Source organism: Flammeovirga sp. MY04, from assembly GCF_001682195.2.
GTDB classification, from domain to species: domain Bacteria; phylum Bacteroidota; class Bacteroidia; order Cytophagales; family Flammeovirgaceae; genus Flammeovirga; species Flammeovirga yaeyamensis.
The window spans coordinates 2,358,291-2,379,474 of the sequence record NZ_CP003560.2; the positions used below are offsets into that span (position 1 = coordinate 2,358,291).

At 35.6% G+C, this 21,184-nt stretch carries 12 protein-coding genes; 2 read left to right on the forward strand and 10 right to left on the reverse strand.

What is annotated here, in order from left to right; genetic code table 11:
* Positions 1–32: 32 nt before the first annotated feature.
* On the reverse strand, positions 33–1,004 hold the full coding sequence (locus tag MY04_RS09555; protein ID WP_084006008.1) for a nucleoside hydrolase: 972 nt from the start codon (positions 1,002–1,004) through the stop codon (positions 33–35).
* 121 nt (positions 1,005–1,125) lie between these two features.
* Between MY04_RS09555 and MY04_RS09560 the strand changes: the two genes are divergently transcribed.
* Both MY04_RS09560 and MY04_RS09565 read left to right on the forward strand, forming a co-directional pair.
* The gene (locus tag MY04_RS09560; protein WP_066209010.1) at positions 1,126–2,085 is read left to right on the forward strand and encodes a hypothetical protein; all 960 of its coding nucleotides are present in this window, start codon (positions 1,126–1,128) and stop codon (positions 2,083–2,085) included.
* A 22-nt stretch (positions 2,086–2,107) separates the two neighbouring features.
* Entirely contained in the window at positions 2,108–2,743 is a 636-nt protein-coding gene (locus MY04_RS09565; RefSeq protein WP_158297634.1) for an ABC transporter ATP-binding protein, read from the forward strand.
* An 82-nt stretch (positions 2,744–2,825) separates the two neighbouring features.
* Here MY04_RS09565 and MY04_RS09570 read toward each other — a convergent pair whose 3' ends face one another.
* From MY04_RS09570 to MY04_RS09610, 9 genes are all read right to left on the reverse strand, one after another.
* On the reverse strand, positions 2,826–5,216 hold the full coding sequence (locus tag MY04_RS09570) for a TonB-dependent receptor domain-containing protein (protein ID WP_066209014.1): 2,391 nt from the start codon (positions 5,214–5,216) through the stop codon (positions 2,826–2,828).
* Positions 5,217–5,586: 370 nt separating this feature from the next.
* A complete protein-coding gene (locus MY04_RS09575) occupies positions 5,587–7,392 on the reverse strand; it encodes a family 16 glycosylhydrolase (RefSeq protein WP_066209016.1) in 1,806 nt (601 codons plus the stop codon).
* 66 nt (positions 7,393–7,458) lie between these two features.
* Positions 7,459–9,831 (reverse strand): glycoside hydrolase family 3 N-terminal domain-containing protein, encoded by a 2,373-nt coding sequence (locus tag MY04_RS09580; protein ID WP_066209018.1) that lies wholly within the window; start codon positions 9,829–9,831, stop codon positions 7,459–7,461.
* A 118-nt stretch (positions 9,832–9,949) separates the two neighbouring features.
* Positions 9,950–11,410: a hypothetical protein gene (locus MY04_RS09585; protein WP_158297636.1), complete on the reverse strand. Its 1,461-nt coding sequence runs from the start codon at positions 11,408–11,410 to the stop codon at positions 9,950–9,952.
* Between the two features lie 18 nt (positions 11,411–11,428).
* Positions 11,429–13,072, reverse strand: coding sequence for a RagB/SusD family nutrient uptake outer membrane protein (locus MY04_RS09590; RefSeq protein WP_066209022.1), 1,644 nt, complete (start codon positions 13,070–13,072; stop codon positions 11,429–11,431).
* Positions 13,073–13,085: 13 nt separating this feature from the next.
* Positions 13,086–16,196 (reverse strand): SusC/RagA family TonB-linked outer membrane protein, encoded by a 3,111-nt coding sequence (locus MY04_RS09595; protein WP_084005821.1) that lies wholly within the window; start codon positions 16,194–16,196, stop codon positions 13,086–13,088.
* Positions 16,197–16,500: 304 nt separating this feature from the next.
* A complete protein-coding gene (locus MY04_RS09600) occupies positions 16,501–18,408 on the reverse strand; it encodes a 7TM diverse intracellular signaling domain-containing protein (protein WP_084005822.1) in 1,908 nt (635 codons plus the stop codon).
* A gap of 278 nt (positions 18,409–18,686) precedes the next feature.
* The gene (locus MY04_RS09605; protein WP_066209026.1) at positions 18,687–19,013 is read right to left on the reverse strand and encodes a HesB/IscA family protein; all 327 of its coding nucleotides are present in this window, start codon (positions 19,011–19,013) and stop codon (positions 18,687–18,689) included.
* Positions 19,014–19,102: 89 nt separating this feature from the next.
* On the reverse strand, positions 19,103–21,142 hold the full coding sequence (locus tag MY04_RS09610; RefSeq protein WP_066209028.1) for a M3 family metallopeptidase: 2,040 nt from the start codon (positions 21,140–21,142) through the stop codon (positions 19,103–19,105).
* Between the last annotated feature and the right edge of the window lie 42 nt (positions 21,143–21,184).

Here is a 21,184-nt window from a genome sequence, read left to right on the forward strand (position 1 = left end):
TCAGCTTACGGGATTTTTTTATGTCTCTATTTTTATTTTGTCTGTGGATTTAATGTTTTATAGAAATCATCCATAATGGCCTCAGAATCGAAAAATTGCCAAAGTATTACTTTTCTTTTCCCTTTTCCGATAGTATTCCATCTTTCATTTTCAAAAATAAAAGGGGTTATTTCTGAACGTTCAGCCCAATTGTTATTCTTTATCACAGCTACTGCTACCATATCAAACAATGAGCGTGAAGGAGGATTATAATAATATTCAATATGCTCGAATAAACTACTTAAATAATCTCCTAAATTATTGAATTCTCCACCATGTCGACCTTTAATCATCGTATTCACTGTTGGACCCATCCCTTTCATCTTTTTAACGATGGCCTCTTTATACACTTTCACATGAGCGGCACCCGATTCCATATTATATCGACAAGGCATAATCTCAAAATGAGCGTTGGTTCTCATGATATAGTTCATAGAGGGAATATCGTTGACGAAATTGTATTCTCTGTAATTAGGGTAATTCGTCCCTAACCAAACAATTCTAATGTCATTGATGATACTAGGGTCTTTCGCCATCGCTAAAGCTACATTGGTTAATTTCCCAACGGCTAAGATTACTACATCCTTCTTATACTTTTTTACAGATTTGATGATAAAATCGACCGCTTCGTACCCATCGTGCTTATCGTTATTTAGATCAGGTAAAATTCGATCAAAATTATCATTTACTCCCATAATCAATTTTGTTTTTGGTCGATCACATAAAGTGATGATTCTCTCTGCTTCTTTGTAATGTTCTGTTACATTACCTCCATTTCTAGTGGCATTCACAGTTACTCCTAAAACATCAAATGTTTGATCGTTTAGTAACAAATAAGCCAAAGCATTTTGATCATCCACTTCGTTATTTGTGTCTGTATCAAAAATGATTTTAGTTTTTGTTTGTCCGTGGGTTGGGAGATTTAGTAATAGTACCGTAAGTAGGCTATAAAAAAAGATTTTCATTTTCATTCTTTATTGTGAAAAAATTAATACCCTAGTAAGTTAGTTTATCATTATGTTTATAGTATTTGATTTTATAAATTAGAACTAATAATAGTGTCAAAACAACAAAATACCCCATTTTATGTGGATGTCTCTCTTTCAACTAAGAGGTAAACAAATCTATCGTATCATTTTAGAACTAGGAAAAATTCGCATTCCACTCTACTTATTAGGATTGGCTTTTTTCTATAGAATTTATTTTGATATTGCCTCCAATTCTGATTTCAATGTATTTGTTGCACTTGGTCTTTGTTTACTATTACTGATTGTTCAATTAAAGAGAAATGACATCGGCTTTCTCTCCTCTGTTTTATCAAATTATCGACTTTATTTATTTACAGAATATCTCCTTTTTTCTTTACCGTTTTCATTCATTTTTTTACTCCATAAAGAGTTTCTGATGTTTGCAGGAATCATTGGTTTTAGTGGTTTGCTTACCTTCATCAAGAAACCTCAAACGAACACTCCTTCGATTTTTAACCGATTGATTGATATTATCCCTGATGAAAGTTTTGAATGGAAGTCTGGAATTCGACAATCTTTGTTCTTAATTATCCCTCTATATATTGCTGCAATTATTGGAAGTTATCAGATGCCGGTAATTCCTATTGCAATACTCCTCCTTTGGCTCATCACTTTTAGTTTTGTTGAAAAAGGAGAGCCCCTCTCCCATTTAATTGCCTTGGAACTATCGCCAAAAGAATATTTGATACATAAAATAGGCAAGCAAGTCATCTTGTTTAACTGTATGGTTGCTCCCCTAGCACTCATTTATATCGTTTTACATTATAATGAGTGGTTTCTGATCATTGGTATTTTATCTGTTCAGTGCTTTCTGAACATCTATATCGTGATCGTCAAATATGCCTTTTATACTCCAAATGAGGAGTCCAAAGCCGTTCAGACCATGTCTGGGTTGGGTGTGATCAGTCTAATCATTCCATTTTTCATTCCAGTAGTGATCGGATTAAGCATCAAATATTATTTTCAATCTATTCAAAACCTAACCACTTATTTACATAATTTCGATACAAGAACTTAATATCAGCTTTCAAAAAAATGTAGTGATCAACGATTTATCACTAACACTTAAGGAAGGTTGCATTCATGGCTTAGTGGGATTAAATGGTGCTGGAAAGACGACTTTGTTAAAAGGCATCTATGGCTTATTATCATTTGATAAAGGACACATTTCATGGAATGATCAAACACTTACAAAAAAAAGTATTGGATATTTGAGTACGGAAAATTATTTCTATTCTCACATCACAGGGAAGGATTACTTGAAGTTGTTTTCAAAGGATATGTCAAGAATTGAAGAATTGAATCAATTGTTTGGTATTCCCCTCAATCAACTTATCGATGACTACTCCACAGGAATGATGAAAAAAGTAGCATTGATGGGTGTTTTTCTAAAAGACCGACCGATCTATATTTTGGATGAGCCTTTTAATGGTGTGGATCTGGAATCATCAAGGGTGATACATCTTATAATAGAACAGCTCAAAAATAAAGGGAAAACGATATTAATTACTTCTCATATTCTTGAATCCTTAACTTCTTTGTGTGATCAAATACACTATTTAGAAAACGGTAAAATCAAGACCTCGAAAGTAAAAGAACAATTTGATGAGTTGGAAAATGAAGTATTCGGTGAGATACATCAACGTAATGAGGAACACATCAAAAAGTTATTTTAGATTACGTTTTGTCACGATAAAATAAAAAAGCCGTACAAAGAAAACTTTATACGGCTATACAAATCAATCAAAAACAATATTTTTAGTAATTAAATTTAAGGGTAAACACATGTTCTCTAGGTGCTTGGATGGTTCCAATCATAGGATTTGTGTACACATTATTAATTACTTGCGTATCTTCTTTATTTACATTTGGAAGACCGATAATGCTCGATGCTCCTGTTCTATTTAATACATTCAACATTTTATAAGACAAGGAGAAATGTTTGGTCAATTTATAACTCACCCCTGCCTGTGTAAACAAATAAGGAGCTGAATAGAAGACATTTTTCTTATCCAATGCTTTTCTCGATTGGTATCTCACCAAACCATTCACTTTTAATTTTGGTGTGATGGAATAGTTGGTATTGAACTCAATGATATGCTTTGCAATACCGGTTGGCATATTATCAGAATAAATAATCGGGGCAGTTGGATTTCCAGCACCATCAAAAGTCGGAAGCTCGTAATTTTTATACTTCGGTTCTTGATAAGTATATTGAATAGCCACATTCCAATTTTTTAATGGTTTAGCAAATACATTTACATTGTAACCAAATGTGGTGATATCGTGAGGAACTCCCTGTGACGTACCATCAGGTAATGATATGGCTTCGTAGTCGTTGGTTTTTGTTATGTAGTTAATACCGGTTCTCACACCATATTTACTCTTAATATACCCCACGTTAAACTGACCTACATACACCTCGTTGACTTGATCTGAGTTGAAGTTTCTATCTGGCTTAATACCTGCAATTGTAATTCTCTGAGGCATAAAACCTTTACTTGCCGATCCATCGAAACGCCAGTTATTTAACTGATAAACAAACCCAAGGTAAGCACTATGCATTACATGTACTTGGTTATAATTTAGTCGCTCTGCTGGTGTTTGATATGTTTTTACGGTAACAAATTGGTTGGCTAAAGGTTGTGTTGTATCAATATCGGGAGTACCATCAATAATCTTATTGTATTTATCCATAAAGATATCGAAACGATAACCATAGTCTACACTAAAACGATCTGTGATTTTCCAGATATCATGGGCATAGAATGATGTGGTGAAAGAAGACACCTCGTCCATCGCTTGAATCTGACCATTATAATTGATGATACCGTCTTTGGTATACACTTTCCCAGTATTATCTACTATATCCACCGCTTGTATATCCGATCCATCTCCTATGGCATATAAACCTTGTTGTTGAATGAATGCTCTATGAGGGAATTCGACATATTGAAGGTTCATACCAAATTTTAGCAAGTGATCTCCAAACTGCTTACTCAAAGAAGTAGTGTTGTACCAATGTTGAAAATTCTCTGGGTGGTAAAGTGTTTGATATCTTTCTTTTATCAAATAATCCCCACCATTGATTTTCTCTCCTGTATTGGCATTTTGAAAATAGATACTTCCAGGTGACATCCCCATCATTCCAGCATATTTATCACCATACTCATTGGCTGTTTTAGGAACGGTCAGTGCTTTATTAAAATTGGCTGTTTGATAAGAATTTTCGTATCGTGCTACAAAATGAAGCTTCCAGTCATTGGCAAATTTATAATCAAAATTGGCATCAATACCAGTGGTTTGGATTCGAGTACCTAAAACATCACTTTTATGAATCAGCTCACCTGAAAACGGATCGACATAACTGATACTTTGTGAGGCAGGCAAGAGCAAGTTATTATAATCGGAGAAATTGGTATTTTGCACATTCCCGTCCTTATCCAATAGGAAAATCATTTGTTTGGTCGTGTTTGTAGTAATGTCATTATGGAAAACATCGACATGGAATTCACCATTTTTAAACTCTTTCCCCACTCGAGCAGCATAATTCTGACCATTCGTTCCTATCCATCCGTCAGCATAATGAAAAGGTCCATCTACTTGTTTATTGACCAATCCTAGACCTGCATACCATCCTTTTTTACCAATCTTATGCATGGCCTGCACATCAATATATCTTGTTCCTCTTGTAGACCCAGAGATCGTACCCTTTAAGAAGTTGCCCACTTTTACCGGTTCATAATTCACCACAAAACCGGAATAACCGTATTCAATTACAGATTCACCACGTTCTGCTTGTGACCTTTTACCCGATAGTAAGAAGTTTCTATAGGCAATTGCTGTACCGTTATTAAAATCGAAATAAGAGCCATTATACACTTGTTTTAAGCTAATACTTGGCACCCCTGTATTTAATTCTCTAGGTACATCGTTTGTGGCTCCACCAGACTCGAATACATTAATTTGTTTTGTTAATGCATTGTTCTCTTTAGTAGAAACTTTAGTAGAATCAGATTTAATGCCTTGTGCATTTACATTATTTAGTGTTAAGCAAGCGATAGATGCTAATCCAAGAAGTATATTTTTTGTCTTCATTGAACCATTTAAATATTTAAGCAAAAAGCTGTTTATTAAAGCTTTCTGCATTGAAGTTATTTTTAATTATTTGTTTAGTAGAGTGTAATAATTCCACACTTCGAGAGATTGATTTACTTACTAAGTCATCTTAGTTTATTATTTAGCGATTGTTAAAAACACACTTGTAATTTTAACGTTGTTTTTGGATTATTGGTCGACCAATACCCAATTATATTCTTAATAAACGTTTATAACACACTTCTATCACTTTACCTTCATGACCACTGTCACCAAAACAGAGTGTTTGATTTAAAAATTTAGATTTGATCGAGATCTATAGTAGTTGAATTTAACACATAAAAAAGGTCATCTCAAATGAATGAAATGACCTTTTAAGGGTTTCTAAAAATTTTATTTAATCTCTTTGATTAAACTAAACTTATTGTATGATAATCTTCTTATAAATGTTATTGTTTTCATTTTCCAAGACAATAATATAATGCCCTGCTTCAATGCCATCAATTAATAATTTACCATTGATAGAATAACCTTCGAATACTTTTTTACCTATCAGATTAAATAGTTGTACACGAACATCCTCACCTACTGTTAGTTCTTCTCCATTTCTAACGGGGTTTGGATAAATTGTTTTGTTATAATATTCAGAATCAATACTTGTAACAATATTATCTAATCCACTACAATCTCCATCGTCTGTCAGGCTTTCTTCTGATAGACCTGACTGTGACATTACTATATCAGAGATAATAACACCACCTTTTTTGGCATTGGAGAAAATACCGTAGTTAATATACATTCTCACACCAGAGACTTGAGTACCTGCTTGATCAAACGTATGTGTATATCTCCAGAAGTTACAATCTTGTTGTAATTCAGAAGAATACCATCGACCAAAACCTGAAGTAATGGCATTACCTTGACCATCTAACAATTCTATACGAAGTGCATCAGGTTCTTTTCCTTCAGCATTTTTTAATACTACAGAAAACTCTTGGTGAGCACTGAAGTCATAGATCTCATCGAATTCATAATCTATATATGGATTTGTCGAAGGATCTTTCACATCGAAAGTCACCAATACATCTTCATTATCTTTTTCTAATGTAAACGTGGAAGCAAATGATTCAGAAACAGACCACTTAATGGTATTATCAATGGTTGCGGGGAAACTAATCTGTTCCCCTTGGGGCTTTCCCACAACTACCTTCACTTCATTCTTTACATTGTATGTCGAACAGTTACCTACGATTTCTGCATTTACATCACCTCCTTTCGCATCATCAGTAACTTCAACCTCAATTGTAGATGTGCCTTGACCACTTACAATATTCATCCCTTCCGGTACCGTCCAAGTCACATTACCTTCCATACCTTTTACAAAATAGGTATATGTATTGTTTTTCTCTAGAATAACATCTCCTTCAACAGTGATGTCTCCTACTGTTTTTTGATACACCCTTACATATTCAATTTCCATTTTAGCAGGCAAAGCCGAATCGTCTGTTGGTCCGCCAACACCGCCCCATGAACCACCCATGGCAATGTTTAATAGTAAATGGAATCGTTTATCAAAAGGCCATTCTTGATAAGTAGCTCCCTTTGTAAAATTGAAATAAAAAGTATCATCATAACCTACTTTTATTGAGTTTTCATCCCATTCCAAAACATAATCGTGATAAGCTGAAGTAGCGGTAGCAATTGTTACTTTCTCTCCTTTTTGGGTATTGTTCATGTGATTGTACGCTTCAGTATGTACTGTACCGTGAACTACATTTGGATCGTATCCCACATGTTCCATTATATCAATTTCACCACTTGCAGGCCATCCACCGTATTCCCAATCGGTAGAAAGCATCCAAATTGCTGGCCAAGTGCCTTGTCCCGTAGGTATTTTCGCTCTTACGACAACTTTACCATACAACCAGTCTCCTTTATCTTTAGAAACTAAACGAGCCGATGTATAGGCTTTTCCACCAAAATTTTCTTTTCGTGCAGTGATCACTAATTTTCCATCGATCACTTGAACGTTCGTAAGTTTGTCTGTGTAGTATTGGTCTTCGTTGTTACCCCAACCACTACCACCAATATCATATCCCCATTTGTTAGCATCTGGAGCCCCGTTTACTTCAAATTCGTCTGCCCAAACCAATTCATAACAATCATTTTGTGCAAATGATGTTTGATAGATTAAAAAGCTTAATAGCAAAAAGTAATATTTTTTCATCGCCTGTAATTTAAGAAAAGGGAACCCCAAAAATGGAGCCCCCTTATGATCTATTTGACTATAATGTTAGTTTGATGCTTGATCAAACTTTTTTGTTTTTGTTACATTCACTGATGTAGTTTTATCACCTACCATCAGTTTAAATTCGCCTTCTTCTACAGTCCATTTTAAGTCTGCATCTACAAAAGCAAGATCGCGAGCTGATAAAGTGAAAGAAACAGTTTTTGTTTCACCTGGCTTCAAGTTCACTTTTTCGAATCTTCTAAGACGTTTGTTATCAGGAGTGATAGAAGCATAGACATCTTTAGTGAAAAGTTGAACTACCTCTTTACCTTCTACTTTACCTGTGTTCTTCACATCTACAGAAATCTTGATAGAATCATCAGGACCAAAATCAGTATTTGATACTTTCAAGTTGGCATACTCAAATGTAGTGTAGCTTAATCCAAAACCGAATGCATATTGGAATGGTAATGAAGAGTTATAATCATACATACCTTCCATTTTTTCTGATGCTTCAGATGGTTTGTGATCATAAGTACCTAAAGCATTAGGGTACATTGGATAGCTATATGGAAGCTTACCACTAGGGTTCACATCACCTACTAAGATATCCGCTAAAGCATCTCCACCGAAGTTACCTGGTAAATACGTATGTACAACTGCTTGCATGTCCGATTCAAATTGTGAGATCAAACGAGGTCTACCTTCATTTAAAATCAATACTACTGGCTTACCTGTTGCTGCTAAAGCTTCCGCCAATTTTCTTTGATTTTGAGAAATGTATAAATCGTGAAGGTTACCTGGAGTTTCTGTATAAGTGTTCTCACCTAGGCAAAGTAGAACCACATCTGCATTACCTGCCGCTTTCACTGCTGCTTGAATATCGATGTTTTTCTCTTCGTAATACTGACCTTCGTGATTGTATTCAACACCTTGTACAAGGTTTACATTTTCTTTTCCAAAAGTATTTTGAACCGCTTCAAAAATCGTATTGTAATCTTGAGCAAATTCTTCTACTTTCTCTCCTTGCCAAGAGTACGTCCATCCACCGTTTAAGGTACGCATAGAGTTGGCATTTGGACCAGCTACTAAGATTTTTGTTCCTTTTTTAAGAGGAAGAATATCTTTATCGTTCTTTAAAAGAGTAATTGACTCTGATGCTGCATTGTAAGCGATTTGCTCATGCTCTTTGCTACCAAATTTAGGATAATCCTTCACCTTTGGCGCTGGAGTCTCGAACAAACCTAACTTTACTTTTACAGTAAGGATTCTTCTTACCGCATCGTCGATTCTTTCCATTGGCACCTCACCTTCGTTCACCAATTCGATAAGGTAACCACAGAAGTTGAAGTTGTAAGGCACCATCGACATATCGATACCCGCATTGATCGATTGCTTCACCGCTTCTTTGTGCGTCGCTGCCACCTTATCACGGTTATGCAAGTTTTCGATATCCGCCCAGTCAGTGACTACCAAACCTTCGAAACCTAATTCATTCTTCAGAAGATCTGTCAATAACTTGTAGCTCGCATGTACAGGTGTACCGTTAATGATACCCGAGTTGATCATGATGGTATGTGCACCTGCATCAATAGCTGCTTTGTATGAAGGCAAATAATGCTCTCTTAACTCAATTTCAGGAAGGTAAGAAGGTGTTCTATCTTTACCAGATCTTTCACTTCCGTAACCTAAGAAGTGCTTGATACAAGACGCTACTTTAGTGTTATCAGAAAGATCGTTGTTTTCTCCTTCGTAACCATTAATTGCTGCAATACCCATTTGAGAAGTAAGGTAAACATCCTCACCATATGTTTCCCAAATTCTTGGCCATGCTGGATTTCTACCCATATCCAATACCGGAGAGAAATCCCAAGGAATAGAACTTGCTCTAGTTTCGTAGGCAGTCACTTCGCAACCCTGACGGTTTAGTTCAGGATTCCAAGTGGCCGCCATACCAATTTGTTGGGGGAAGAATGTTGCACCTGCTGTATATGTTGTACCGTGGATTGCATCTACTCCATACAATACCGGCACACCAATTTCTTTCATTGCTACCTTTTGGATTTGAGTAATTACTTCATTCCATTTTTCGGTAGATCTAGCTCTGTTGTTTGCTGTATTTAATACAGAACCAATTTTATATTTTTTGATGGCCTCTTCCAGTAGTTTCTTATCTACAGTAAGGGGTTCATCGCTTACAAATACATTCTCACCTTTGGTAATGACATCCAAAGTAATTTGTGTCATCTGACCAACTTTCTCCTCTAATGTTAGTTGTTGTAAGATCTTTTCTACTTTATCTTCTACAGACAAGTTACTTTTGATGATAATTTCAATATTTTCTTGTTGAGTTGGGTCTACATTAGGCGTGTTGAACCCTAAAGTTACTGAGCATAATGCTGCTGCCAGAACTCCTCTAATCCAGTTCTTTTTCATCGTTGGTTCTTTGTAGTTTTACTGTATATCTCACCCTATCCGTGAAACATGTTCATTTAATTATTATCTCACAGGAGGTAGTAACATGACTACCTCCCATAAGATTTAGACACATTATTTATTGTAATTCAAAGTCTGAAAGGTAGAATGTACCTGGTCTTGTATGACCTTCGCCTCCAATCTGAATGATTACTTTATCAAAATCTGTTCTATCGCTTACTCCTGAGAAGTCGAATGTTAACTCTACCCAAGTACCCATTTGATCTTCAGTAATAGTATTTGATACTTCTGCTCTTGTTTGCCAAGCGTTACCGCCTTGTTTAGTATCTTCTAAACGAATTGCTACTGTCGGAGTCATTGCTACTTCAGGCAACCATGCAGGAGTTTCCTCTGCAGGAGTTGCAGTTGTGAAATCGTTAGAAGATAACAATAAAACTTTCATCGTAAACACATTTCTTGTAGATAAATCCAATCTAAAAGGAAGCTCTGCCTGATAGTTTTGCCACCATCCAGCATCTCCTGCTGCATCTGTTCTAACATATCTACCAATTTGTGCTGCAGGGTTACCCATTTGATCAAAATTATCAACCCCAACTGTGAATTCTAGCTCACCATCAGCTACGAAAGATAAAGTTGAGTTACCTGCAAAATCATCAGCAATATCGTTTGACTCAACTGGTTTTTCTACTGGAGGAACTACTGGTCTTTCAAAACCTTCTCTGATGAAACCATAGTACCAAGCATTACCATCCCCTCCAATTGTTTTCAAATACAATTCATCTTCATTTAGAGTCATAATCTCATACTCTTGGTTACCACCTGTATGCCATGACATGAATGCATCTCCTGATAATACTAAGAAACTTTTACCATCTCTTTCAGAAATAGACCAATTCCAGTTTGATTGATCATCAAATGTAATTGAATATGTATGATCGTCAGCATCTTGAACTAAAGTACCACCCCTAGAAGTAAACCAATCGGCCATATAATCCTTAGCATAAGAATCACCATTGTTTGTCAAATTAAATTTGAAACCATTCAAGTTAAAGTTCACAAGATCATCATATGCACCTAGACCGTCTTTTTGCAATGGTTCTGCTGCCCACCATTCTGGAGTGTCACCATCGCCAGGGCCAATACCCATGTGACCTCTAGTCATTTTATCAAATTTCCAGCTTTTACCGTCGATTGAATCAGCTCCACCTGTTAAGAAGTTGTAATCTTCTCTATCTAATAATGAGAAGTCTGTTTGATCGATAGTAATTGTTTTTGTAGCAGTCGCCTGACCACCTGAAGTGATCACTGTTAATTCAGCTTCATAATCACCTTGCACTGCAAATTCTGCGGTTACTTTCTCTCCTTTATCTGAAGCACCAGTACTAAACTTCCAGAATGCGATAGATTCAGGAGTAGTATTTGTAAACTCTACAATATTTGGATTTTCTGCAGTTGGAGTTACTGTAAAAGTCACATCATCTGCTGTTGGAGCTGGTCCAACTGATGGTTTATCTTCGGTACAGCTTGTCATGGCTAATACCATGACAAAGCTTAAGAATGAATAAATATATTTTTTCATGATCATTGATTCTTTTGATTAGTAACCTGCGTTTTGTTTTAATAAAGGATGCAAGTCGATTTCTACTTGTGGGATCGGTAAGAAACCTTTTTTCGACACATCAAATGAAATTTCGAAAATGGTAGGGTCTGCAGCGATATCGCCAGTTAAGTTCTCCCCTTGATCATTGATATATTGAGGATCTGTATGCGTTGGAGGTGTTAATGTATAATTAGTTACATCTAACTCTTGCTTTGCTTCATTTAAACCTCTTCTAAGAACATCGAAATAACGGTGTCCTTCGAACGCTAGCTCTACTCTTCTTTCTTGTTGAATATCAGCAAGTGTTACTAATGTTTTGTCAGCTAAACCTGCTCTGCTACGCACCACATTTACATATTGTGTTGCTTTTGCAGGATTACCCGATAAGTTTAATTCAGCTGCCATTAAATACACATCTGCTAAACGGATATAGTGGTAGTTTTGTGCCCAGTTCAATTCCACATTCACATCTGCTCTATTCCAAGCATGTGTTGTGTATTTGTTAGAGTGCATACCAGTATAGTTGTAGTGTGCTTCGTGGACACTTCCTACTTCATCAATTAGGTCTTTCGCATACATAATTGTTGCTGGAAGACGTGTATCACCTGCCTCAAAAGATTGTTCTAATTCTCTTGACGGAGCAATGAAACCCCATCCTTGAGCAAATGTAGGACCGTTATGTGCTCTTGGACCTGCCATCTGACACATGATGTTACCATAAGACCAATCACCCCAATCACCTGAACCTGTATTCGCAAAAGCGATTTCGAAAATCACCTCTGGGTTATAGTTACCGCTTTCGTTAAACAGGTCAGCATAATTAGCAGCTAATGTAAAACGACCACTGTTGATCACATCATCAGCCATTTGAATCATATCTGCTTGTGTAAGTGCTGCCCCACCTTCTACGGGTAATTCAGTAGTACCATACACACCAGTATAGAATAAATATACTTTTACCAACTCAGACATTGCCGCATATTTTGTCAAACGACCAGCTTCAGAAGCGTCTATTTCTTCTGCCATTAGATCAATAGCATCTGTCATATCCTTAGCGATCTGTGCATATACTTTAGCTGGCTCTTCTTGAGTTACTTCTGTCCAAGATTCCCCTTCTAAAATATTAGTGATTAGAGGAATATTTTCAAAGTATCTTACCAATTCAAAGTAGAAGTGTGCTCTTAAATAAGTTGCTTCGCCTTTGTAATTGTTTTTAAGATCTTCTTCATTCGACTTGAATGTAATTTTATCGTAGTTAGCTAACAAAGTATTGGCTCTTTGGATAGCTCCATAACATTTGTTCCAAGTCTGTAAAGCCGATTCTGAGTTTGTCAATGCTTGGAAACGCATCATTTGCTGTAACCATAACATATCTGTACCAGAGGCTGCTCCACCAACATAAGCGTCGTCTCCTAAAGTAACTTCTATTAAAGCGTTGTTATTAGGAATTGTTCCATTGTAATCAGAACGAAGCTTTTCGTAAACACCGTTTAAGGCTTGTCTTGCTTCTACAGATGTTCTGAAGAATGTGTCTGATGTCTGTGCATCAGTAGGGTTTATATCGAGGAAGTTTGAACAGGATGTTGCTCCTAAAGTGGAAACTGCAATGGCTCCTGCTACTAATATATTTTTAAGTTTCATTTTCGTCAGATTCTTAGAATGATACATTTAAACCAAGTAAGTATGATCTAGCTTGAGGATATGAACCAAAGTCAAATCCATAACCAAGAGCGCCACCGTGTCCTACTTCTGGATCCATTCCTGAGTAGTTTGTGAAAGTGAACAAGTTATTACCTGATACATACACTCTTAAGTTGCTCATACCTGCTTTCTTGGAAATGTGTTGAGGCAATGTGTAACCTACTTGTAAATTTCTCAAACGTAAGTAAGATGCATCCTCTACGTGAACCATATCGTTGATTCTTGTGAAGTTTTGATTTTGGTCATCGTAAGTAAATCTTGGGAAGTCATTAGTAGAACCTTCTCCTGTCCATCTGTTTAAATAACGTGCTGGATAGTTTTGATCTTGTTGTAAATCTGGACGAAGTGTACCGTTGATCAATTTACCACCTGCTTGACCTTGCCAGAACATTGTCATGTCGAAGCCTTTGTAAGCCAATCTCATATTCAAACCGTATGACCAAGAGTGAACTGGAGAACCAATGTCTGTTCTGTCATCATTGTCGATTACACCATCACCGTTGATATCTACATAACGAATATCACCTGGCTGAGCACTTTCTCCATATTTCTCATTATATGCAGTGGCTTCGTCCGCATTTTGAAGGATACCGTCTGTTTTCCAACCCCAGAAGTAAGGTAATGCATGTCCCACTTCCATCATTGTCTGACCTTGTGTTTGGAACATTCCGTTACCATAAATCCTACCATCTCCATTATCTACTGCTGTTACTTCGTTATCGTTATAACCTCCTATAGCTGTAATACCGATTTCTAAGTCTCTTACTTTTGTATTGTAAGTTAAAGACATCTCAATACCTTTATTACTTACTGTACCTAGGTTAGAAAGAGGACCACCTACACCTGTAAAACCTGGAACAGGACGTGTACCTAATAAATCTACACGTTGTCTGTCATAAACATCTACAGTAGCAGTCAACACATCATTAAAAAATCCTGCATCAATACCGATGTTTAATTCTTGTGCCGCTTCCCATTTCAAGTCTGGGTTAGCCATTCTTGTAATACCAAAACCTGGCTGCATTCCTTGAGCTGTACCGAATGGATAAGAAGGTGTTTGACCGAATAATTCTAAGTATCCGAAGTCACCAATGTTTTCGTTACCTACTTGACCCCAACCAGCTCTTAATTTCAAGAAGTTGAACGTTTCGTTACCTTTTAAGAATTCTTCATTAGAGATTACCCAACCTGCTTGTACTGAAGGGAAGAAACCAAATTGATTATTAGATCCAAATCTTGATGAACCATCATATCTAGCAATTACATTTAACATGTACTTATCTTCATAGTTGTAATTTACTGAACCGAAGAATGACATTAATCTATGTTGCCAATACCAACCGCTACCTTTTTGAGTTTCATCATCAGCACCGTTGTTTACATAAGCATATTCCCAACCTGGTAATTGTAAGTTGTTTCTAGAAGAACCTAAACCTCCACCGTAAGATTGTCTTAAAGTAGTACCCAATAAGAAATTCAATTTATGCTTACCAAATTGTTTTTGATAGTTAGCTGTGTTTTCCCACTGTAAAACAGTTGCATTTTCAGCTCCTTGATTCACTCCTGAAACAGGAACTTGATTTACAGAATTGTAATACGCTTCAGGATTGTAACCTCTATTCACTCTACCCCAAATATCTACACCAAAATCTGTTTTAAAAGTTAAACCTTCAACACCTGGAGTTAATTCTAAATAAGCATTACCTACAAACTTGTTATCAGCAAGCTCTCCATAAGTATTCTCAATTCTTGCCATTGGGTTGACAACCTCTCTCAACGTTTGATCTGAGATCGCATAGTAACGACCGTTTTGGTTTGCTGGTTTAACAGGATAAGCATCATATGCTTCAATAACGTCTTGTCTATCTTCCCAAACGGTTGTTAAAGGATCGTGCAATAAAGCGTTTTGCAAAACACCACCAAATTGGTTTTGTTCATTAATACCTTTTGATTCTTCTCTAGAGAAAGTAAAGTTAGTACCAGCTTTAAAGTATTTTGAAATCTTATGTGATGAATTCAATCTAATCGTGTAACGATCGAAGTTAGATTTTTCTGGAGCGACGATACCTTGTTGTCCAAAGTAAGAAACTGATGTCATGAAAGTTGATGTTTCAGTACCACCTGACATTTGAATCGTATGCGATTGAATCGGTGCTTGTGAGAACATCTCATCTTGCCAGTTGGTGTCCGTAGTGTTAGCAGCCATTTGATCTGGCGAAAACTTAATTGACTGACCAGCGTTTAGCGCGCCTTCATTATGGAACATCATGTACTCTTGAGCATTCATTAATGGAGTTTTTCTCCAAGCTTCCTGAACTCCATAGTAACCATCGTAAGTAACTACTGTTCTACCTGCTTTACCTTTCTTTGTGGATACTAATACTACACCGTTTGCACCACGTGAACCATAAATAGCGGCAGATGCAGCATCTTTAAGTACTTCAATCGACTCAATATCACCAGGGTTAAGGAAGTTAATGTTACTCATTTGGATTCCATCAACAACGTATAACGGAGTGTTGTCACCGTTAGAACCAGTACCACGAACACGGATATCAATACCTGAACCAGGCTGACCTGATACTGGTGTTACTAAAACACCTGCTGTTTTACCTTGTAATGCTTGAGCAGCGTTTTGTACTGGAACTTGAGTAATGTCTTCAGATTTTACTGAAGCAATAGCACCTGTTACCACACTTTTCTTTTGCACTTGGTAACCTACAACAACTACTTCTTCCAGTTGTTCGATATCTTGGTTTAATTGGATATCGATAACTGTTCTTTGTCCAATTTCTATAGTTTCTGGTAAGTAGCCGATATAAGAAAATAGAATTTCTTTGTGGCTGTCGTTGATACTTAATTTAAAAGCACCATTCAAATCTGTAATGGTACCAATGTTAGTATCTACTAACTTCACGTTTACACCCGGTAGAGGACTTCCATCTTGGGAGTCTGTAACTGTACCGCTGATCACTCTATCTTGTGCAAATGTACTCACGGACATTAGAGTCATCATTCCTAAGAATAGAGCGAGACATTTACTTGCTTGTAAAAATAATCTCATTTCAAGTTTAAATTCGATGAATAAATTTTTTTTAAAAAGAGTAGTTTATTAAACTCTCGTTAGTTGATAAAAAACAGGGACGTCTTCTGTTGTTTGCCATTACAAAGGTTGAAGGTTAATATTTCTTTACCAAATATGTTTTTTTCGGTGAAAAAAAATTTATCATTTAAAAAAAAGTTGCTTCATGTATTGATTATCAGCTATTTACGGAATAAGTGTATGTTTTACTACTTATTACATTATCATTTAAAAAAAATCAATTTTAACACATTTTTCTGTCTATGCAACTGATATCGGAACCGGTTTAAGTAATAATTAAAGCTTCCCAACCTTGTTTCCTTAATGCTTCTTCAGAACCTAATTCCTCTTTTTTACGTAGCATGCTTTCATTAATCTTCTTAGAAAACTTCCAACAGGTATTCTGTCTCATTTCTAAAACCTCTGCTAACTTCGTAGAAGAGATCTCTCCCTTCTTAGCATAAACAATAAAAACCATATAAAACGCTTTCTTAATTGGAAAGTGTAAACGGTGGAATAAAGTTCCTGAAGTCACAGATTCGTTATAGTTACATTTTTTACAACGTCGTGCATTGTGTCCTGTTCCTGTAGCGTAATCATCATGACCACACTTCTTACATTGGAAGCCTTCTTTCCATTTAATTTCTTCCAAATAATTATAGCAACTCTCGTCTGTTGGAAACATACCTTCAAATTCTTCAAAGGTAACTTCCTGCATTAAGACACGTGCAGTTTCTAAGTGTTCCACATCTTCATGTAATTTTTCGTTTTCAATTTTTAGCTGTTTATTTAATTCTTGAATTTTTAGTCTTTGCTGATTGAGTTCATCGTTCACCCATTCCAATTCTTTATTCTTATTTTCGATAATTAAATTCTGTGATTTAATTTTTTCTGTTCTTTCTTCAACCTTATCCTCAATTACCTTTTCTCTAATCTTTAAATCTTTAATGAGTTCTTGTTGTGCCTTGTCTTTTTCCTCTTTTAAGATTTTGTATCGTTCTGTTTGTGATAGTGTCATAAATAGACCTGTTAATAATAGACCTATGTTATAAGAATACACAATTAAGATATTGGCTGATACAAAAATACCGTAACTTCTAAGCACCTGAAATACCAATCCCGTAAGGATAATCAAATACCCCAATAGGAAGTATTTCACCTGTTGTTTCTTTTGATTTCTTTCAGTAAAAATGTATCCTAGAATAATCAAAAAGGGGATTAAGAAAGTCGGCAACTTCCAAATACTATCGTTTAATGTTTTAAAGGTGAGGAAATAAAATGCATTCAATAAACTGATACCAATAATAGCCGAATACACTTTAAGGTTTTCTTTTCTTATTTCTAGGAATTGAGTTGCCATCAAAACAATTGAAATCATACTAATTGTGGCAGAAAACTTTAATAGTATGTAATTGAAACCGGGGTAATTATTAAAAAGATATTCGGAAGCTAAATTATCTTCTGACAAGCCTATACATATACTACCCAATAAAAATAAGATTAAGAAGAGTAAAAATTTGTCCTTGATGGTAAGGAATAACAATATGCTTGTCACAATAAGACATATTAATATCCCATAGTTTAACCCCAACATTAAATATTCAGTATTTGAGTATCGAATAAATGCTTTGGCTTTTGATATTTTGTAAAAAAGCACATTTTGAAATGGTGTATCATACCTTAAATACACTTCTACTTTATCCCCTTTCCTTAAATTCACTTGATCCAAGGGAAAAATGATATTCTTGTGCTTATAATTTCTGGTATGAAAACGATGTTGATAACCCGCTTTTTCAACCTTTAATAAAGTATCGCCAACTATATGTATATAGGCTTGTACTTCACCTATGTGAGAATCTGGGATTTCAAAAATCCAACGATCATGTGTAAATACATTACCATTTAATTGAATTTTCACCCAAAACTCTTTAATCGATTGATCGGTAATAAATATACTCTCCGATTTTAAGGGTTGAAATTGTATAGTTGAATCTTTCAAAATTTCATGAATATCAACTTCGTTATTCCCTTTTTCAACGAATACTTTTACTTGAGAGGAACGAATAAAGAACACATCTTCGTTTTGGGGATTATCAATCACAATTTCATCTAATGTATTTGCTTGAAGCATACTACTCCAAAACAATTGAATTAGAATGAATATATATATTCTAAGAAGTAAAGATAATTTCATTTTAGTTTAACAGATTTAAGCCAGAATTTAAAGCAGGCAAAACAGGCGAAGTCCCTTATTTATCAATTTAGAAGTTGAATCGAAAATACTCTATTCTATCTGAGCTGTCCACGCTCAGCATTTTATTTACTCATCGACCTATGATAAAAAAATGTTCCTTGAAAAAAAAGTTTTTAAACTAAATTTATAAAAAAAAGAGCTGATCTCAGATATTATTAAGATCAGCTCTTTTTATATTTTTTCTTCTAGTCGTTGTAAATACGACTAAAATGGTTTAGTTAGATAGAGAAGCTTTCGCCACATCCACAAGTTCTACTTGCATTCGGGTTCACAAATTGGAAACCTTTACCATTTAAACCATCAGAAAAGTCTAACGTTGTTCCTACTAAATAAAGAAGGCTCTTCTTATCAACAAAGATCTTTACGCCTTTGTCTTCGAAAACGTCGTCTGTATCTTTAATTTCGGCATCAAAAGCCAAGTCGTACATAAGACCTGAGCAACCTCCACCTTTTACAGAAACACGAACGTTTTGATCTTCCGCTCTGTTCTCCTGTTCTCTAAGTTCGATTATTCGCTTTGCAGCGGCATCAGATACTTCAATCATATTTCTTTATAATTTAGATAAAAGCTATAATCACTTTTATTTGTTTAAACAATTTTTGTAATAAGTACAAAGGTAATACTTTTTTATTACTACTTCAAAAGACCTGCTCTTCTTAATAATGCATCTACCTTTGGTTCTTGTCCTCTGAAGCGTTTATACAACACCATAGGATCTTCTATTCCTCCTCTAGATAACACATTTTCTTTAAAACTGTTTGCCGTTTCTTTATCAAATATTCCTTTTTGTTTGAATAATTCGAAAGCATCTGCATCTAAAACCTCAGCCCATTTGTAAGAATAGTACCCTGCCGCATATCCTCCTTGGAAAATATGAGAGAAGGCCACTGACATATTTGTTCCTTCTACTTTTCCTAATTGATCAATTGAAGTTGGCTTCATTGCTTCCTTTTCAAAAGTAGCAACATCCACCACTTTCCCATCTGCCAATTGATGATATTTCATATCGAGCAATCCAAAACTCACCTGACGTAGTGTTTGATACCCTTCTAAGAAAGTGGATGAGGCTTTAATTTTATCGATAAATTCTTGAGGGATAGCCTCTCCTGTTTCATAATGCTTGGCAAAAAGATCTAATGTTTCTCTTTCGTAGCACCAGTTTTCCAACACTTGAGAGGGTAATTCTACAAAGTCCCAATACACTGATGTACCCGTAAGGCTTTCGTATTTACCTTCAGCCAACATACCGTGTAATGCATGTCCAAATTCGTGGAATAGCGTTGTCACCTCATTGAAAGTCAACAAAGAAGGTTTTGTTTCTGTAGGTTTAGTGAAGTTACAGACAATAGAAACATGAGGTCTTTTTTCAGAATCACCAGTTATGCTTTGACCTCTAAAAGAAGTCATCCATGCACCACCTCTTTTACCCACTCTTGGGAAGAAATCCGCATAGAAAATGGATATATGTCTTCCATTATAATCGGTAACCTCATACGTCATTACATCCTTATGGTATTTATCAATATCATTTCTAGGTGTAAAGTTTAGATCATATAATCTATTGGCGACTTCGAATACTCCATTTAGAACATTTTCTAGTTTGAAATAAGGTTTTAGCGCTTCATCATCGATCGCAAATTTTTCCTTCTTCAGTTTTTCTGACCAAAATGCCCAATCCCAACGGTTGACAGTAGTTGCTCCGTTCGCTTTAGCATAAGCAATTACATCTTCAACCTCTGCTTCCGCTGCCGGTCTAGCTTTTTCCTGAAGGTCGTTTAAGAATTCTACGACTGCATTAGGAGAAGTTGCCATTCTTTTCTCTAAGATGTAATCGGCATAATTATCAAAGCCTAATAATTTTGCTTTCTTATTTCTAAATGACACCAATTGCTTTACAATCTCTTGGTTGTCGTTATCGTGACCATCGAAACATCTGCTACCAAAGGCAAAGAACAATTCCTTTCTTAACTTTTCGTTCTCAGCGTATGTCATAAATGGAATATAGGAAGGATACTGAAGTGTAAATACCCACTTGCCTTCCATTCCTTTTTCTTTAGCTGACATCGCTGCGGCTTCTTTTACGGCATCAGGTAGTCCGGCTAATTCTTCTTCTTTTTCAACGATCATTGCATAAGCATTTGTCGCTGCCAATACATTCTCGCCGAATGTAAGCGATAACTTAGAAAGTTCAAGATCAACTTCTCTTAATTGACCTTTTAGTTCTTCGTTTAATTCTGCTCCATTGAGTGCAAAATCACTATAGGTCTTCTCTAACAGTTTTGCATCTTCAATATCAAGACCTAAGGTATCTTTTTGATTATAAATTGATTTTACTTTCTCAAAAATCCCTTGGTTTAGTAATATATCGTTTCTTAGTCCACTTAATTTAGGTGATACTTCCTGTGCTATTTTTTGAATTTCATCATTCGTTTCTGCTGAATTCAAATTAAAAAATATGCTGCTTATCTGACCCAATAAATCTGAACAATGCTCTAAATCTACTATAACATTTTTAAATGAAGGTTCTTCAGAAGACGTTTCAATCTTCTTGATATTTTCCTTGGCTAATGAGATTGCATGATCAAATGCAGGGATAAAATGTTCTTCTTTGATTAATGAAAACGGTGCTGTTCCATCAACAGTTTTAAAAGGTGCTAATAAAGGATTTTGCATCTTTGGTATATATATTATTTGCTTATAAACACGTATAGCCTT

Bases quoted from the DNA above. Each gene is read 5' to 3' on its own strand.
- MY04_RS09605 (WP_066209026.1), bottom strand. From the start codon at position 19,013: ATGATTGAAGTATCTGATGCCGCTGCAAAGCGAATAATCGAACTTAGA.
- MY04_RS09575 (WP_066209016.1), bottom strand. From the start codon at position 7,392: ATGAAAAAATATTACTTTTTGCTATTAAGCTTTTTAATCTATCAAACA.
- MY04_RS09590 (WP_066209022.1), bottom strand. From the start codon at position 13,072: ATGAAACTTAAAAATATATTAGTAGCAGGAGCCATTGCAGTTTCCACT.
- MY04_RS09585 (WP_158297636.1), bottom strand. From the start codon at position 11,410: ATGAAAAAATATATTTATTCATTCTTAAGCTTTGTCATGGTATTAGCC.
- MY04_RS09610 (WP_066209028.1), bottom strand. From the start codon at position 21,142: ATGCAAAATCCTTTATTAGCACCTTTTAAAACTGTTGATGGAACAGCA.
- MY04_RS09570 (WP_066209014.1), bottom strand. From the start codon at position 5,216: ATGCAGAAAGCTTTAATAAACAGCTTTTTGCTTAAATATTTAAATGGT.
- MY04_RS09580 (WP_066209018.1), bottom strand. From the start codon at position 9,831: ATGAAAAAGAACTGGATTAGAGGAGTTCTGGCAGCAGCATTATGCTCA.
- MY04_RS09560 (WP_066209010.1), top strand. From the start codon at position 1,126: ATGTGGATGTCTCTCTTTCAACTAAGAGGTAAACAAATCTATCGTATC.
- MY04_RS09555 (WP_084006008.1), bottom strand. From the start codon at position 1,004: ATGAAAATCTTTTTTTATAGCCTACTTACGGTACTATTACTAAATCTC.
- MY04_RS09600 (WP_084005822.1), bottom strand. From the start codon at position 18,408: ATGAAATTATCTTTACTTCTTAGAATATATATATTCATTCTAATTCAA.
- MY04_RS09595 (WP_084005821.1), bottom strand. From the start codon at position 16,196: ATGAGATTATTTTTACAAGCAAGTAAATGTCTCGCTCTATTCTTAGGA.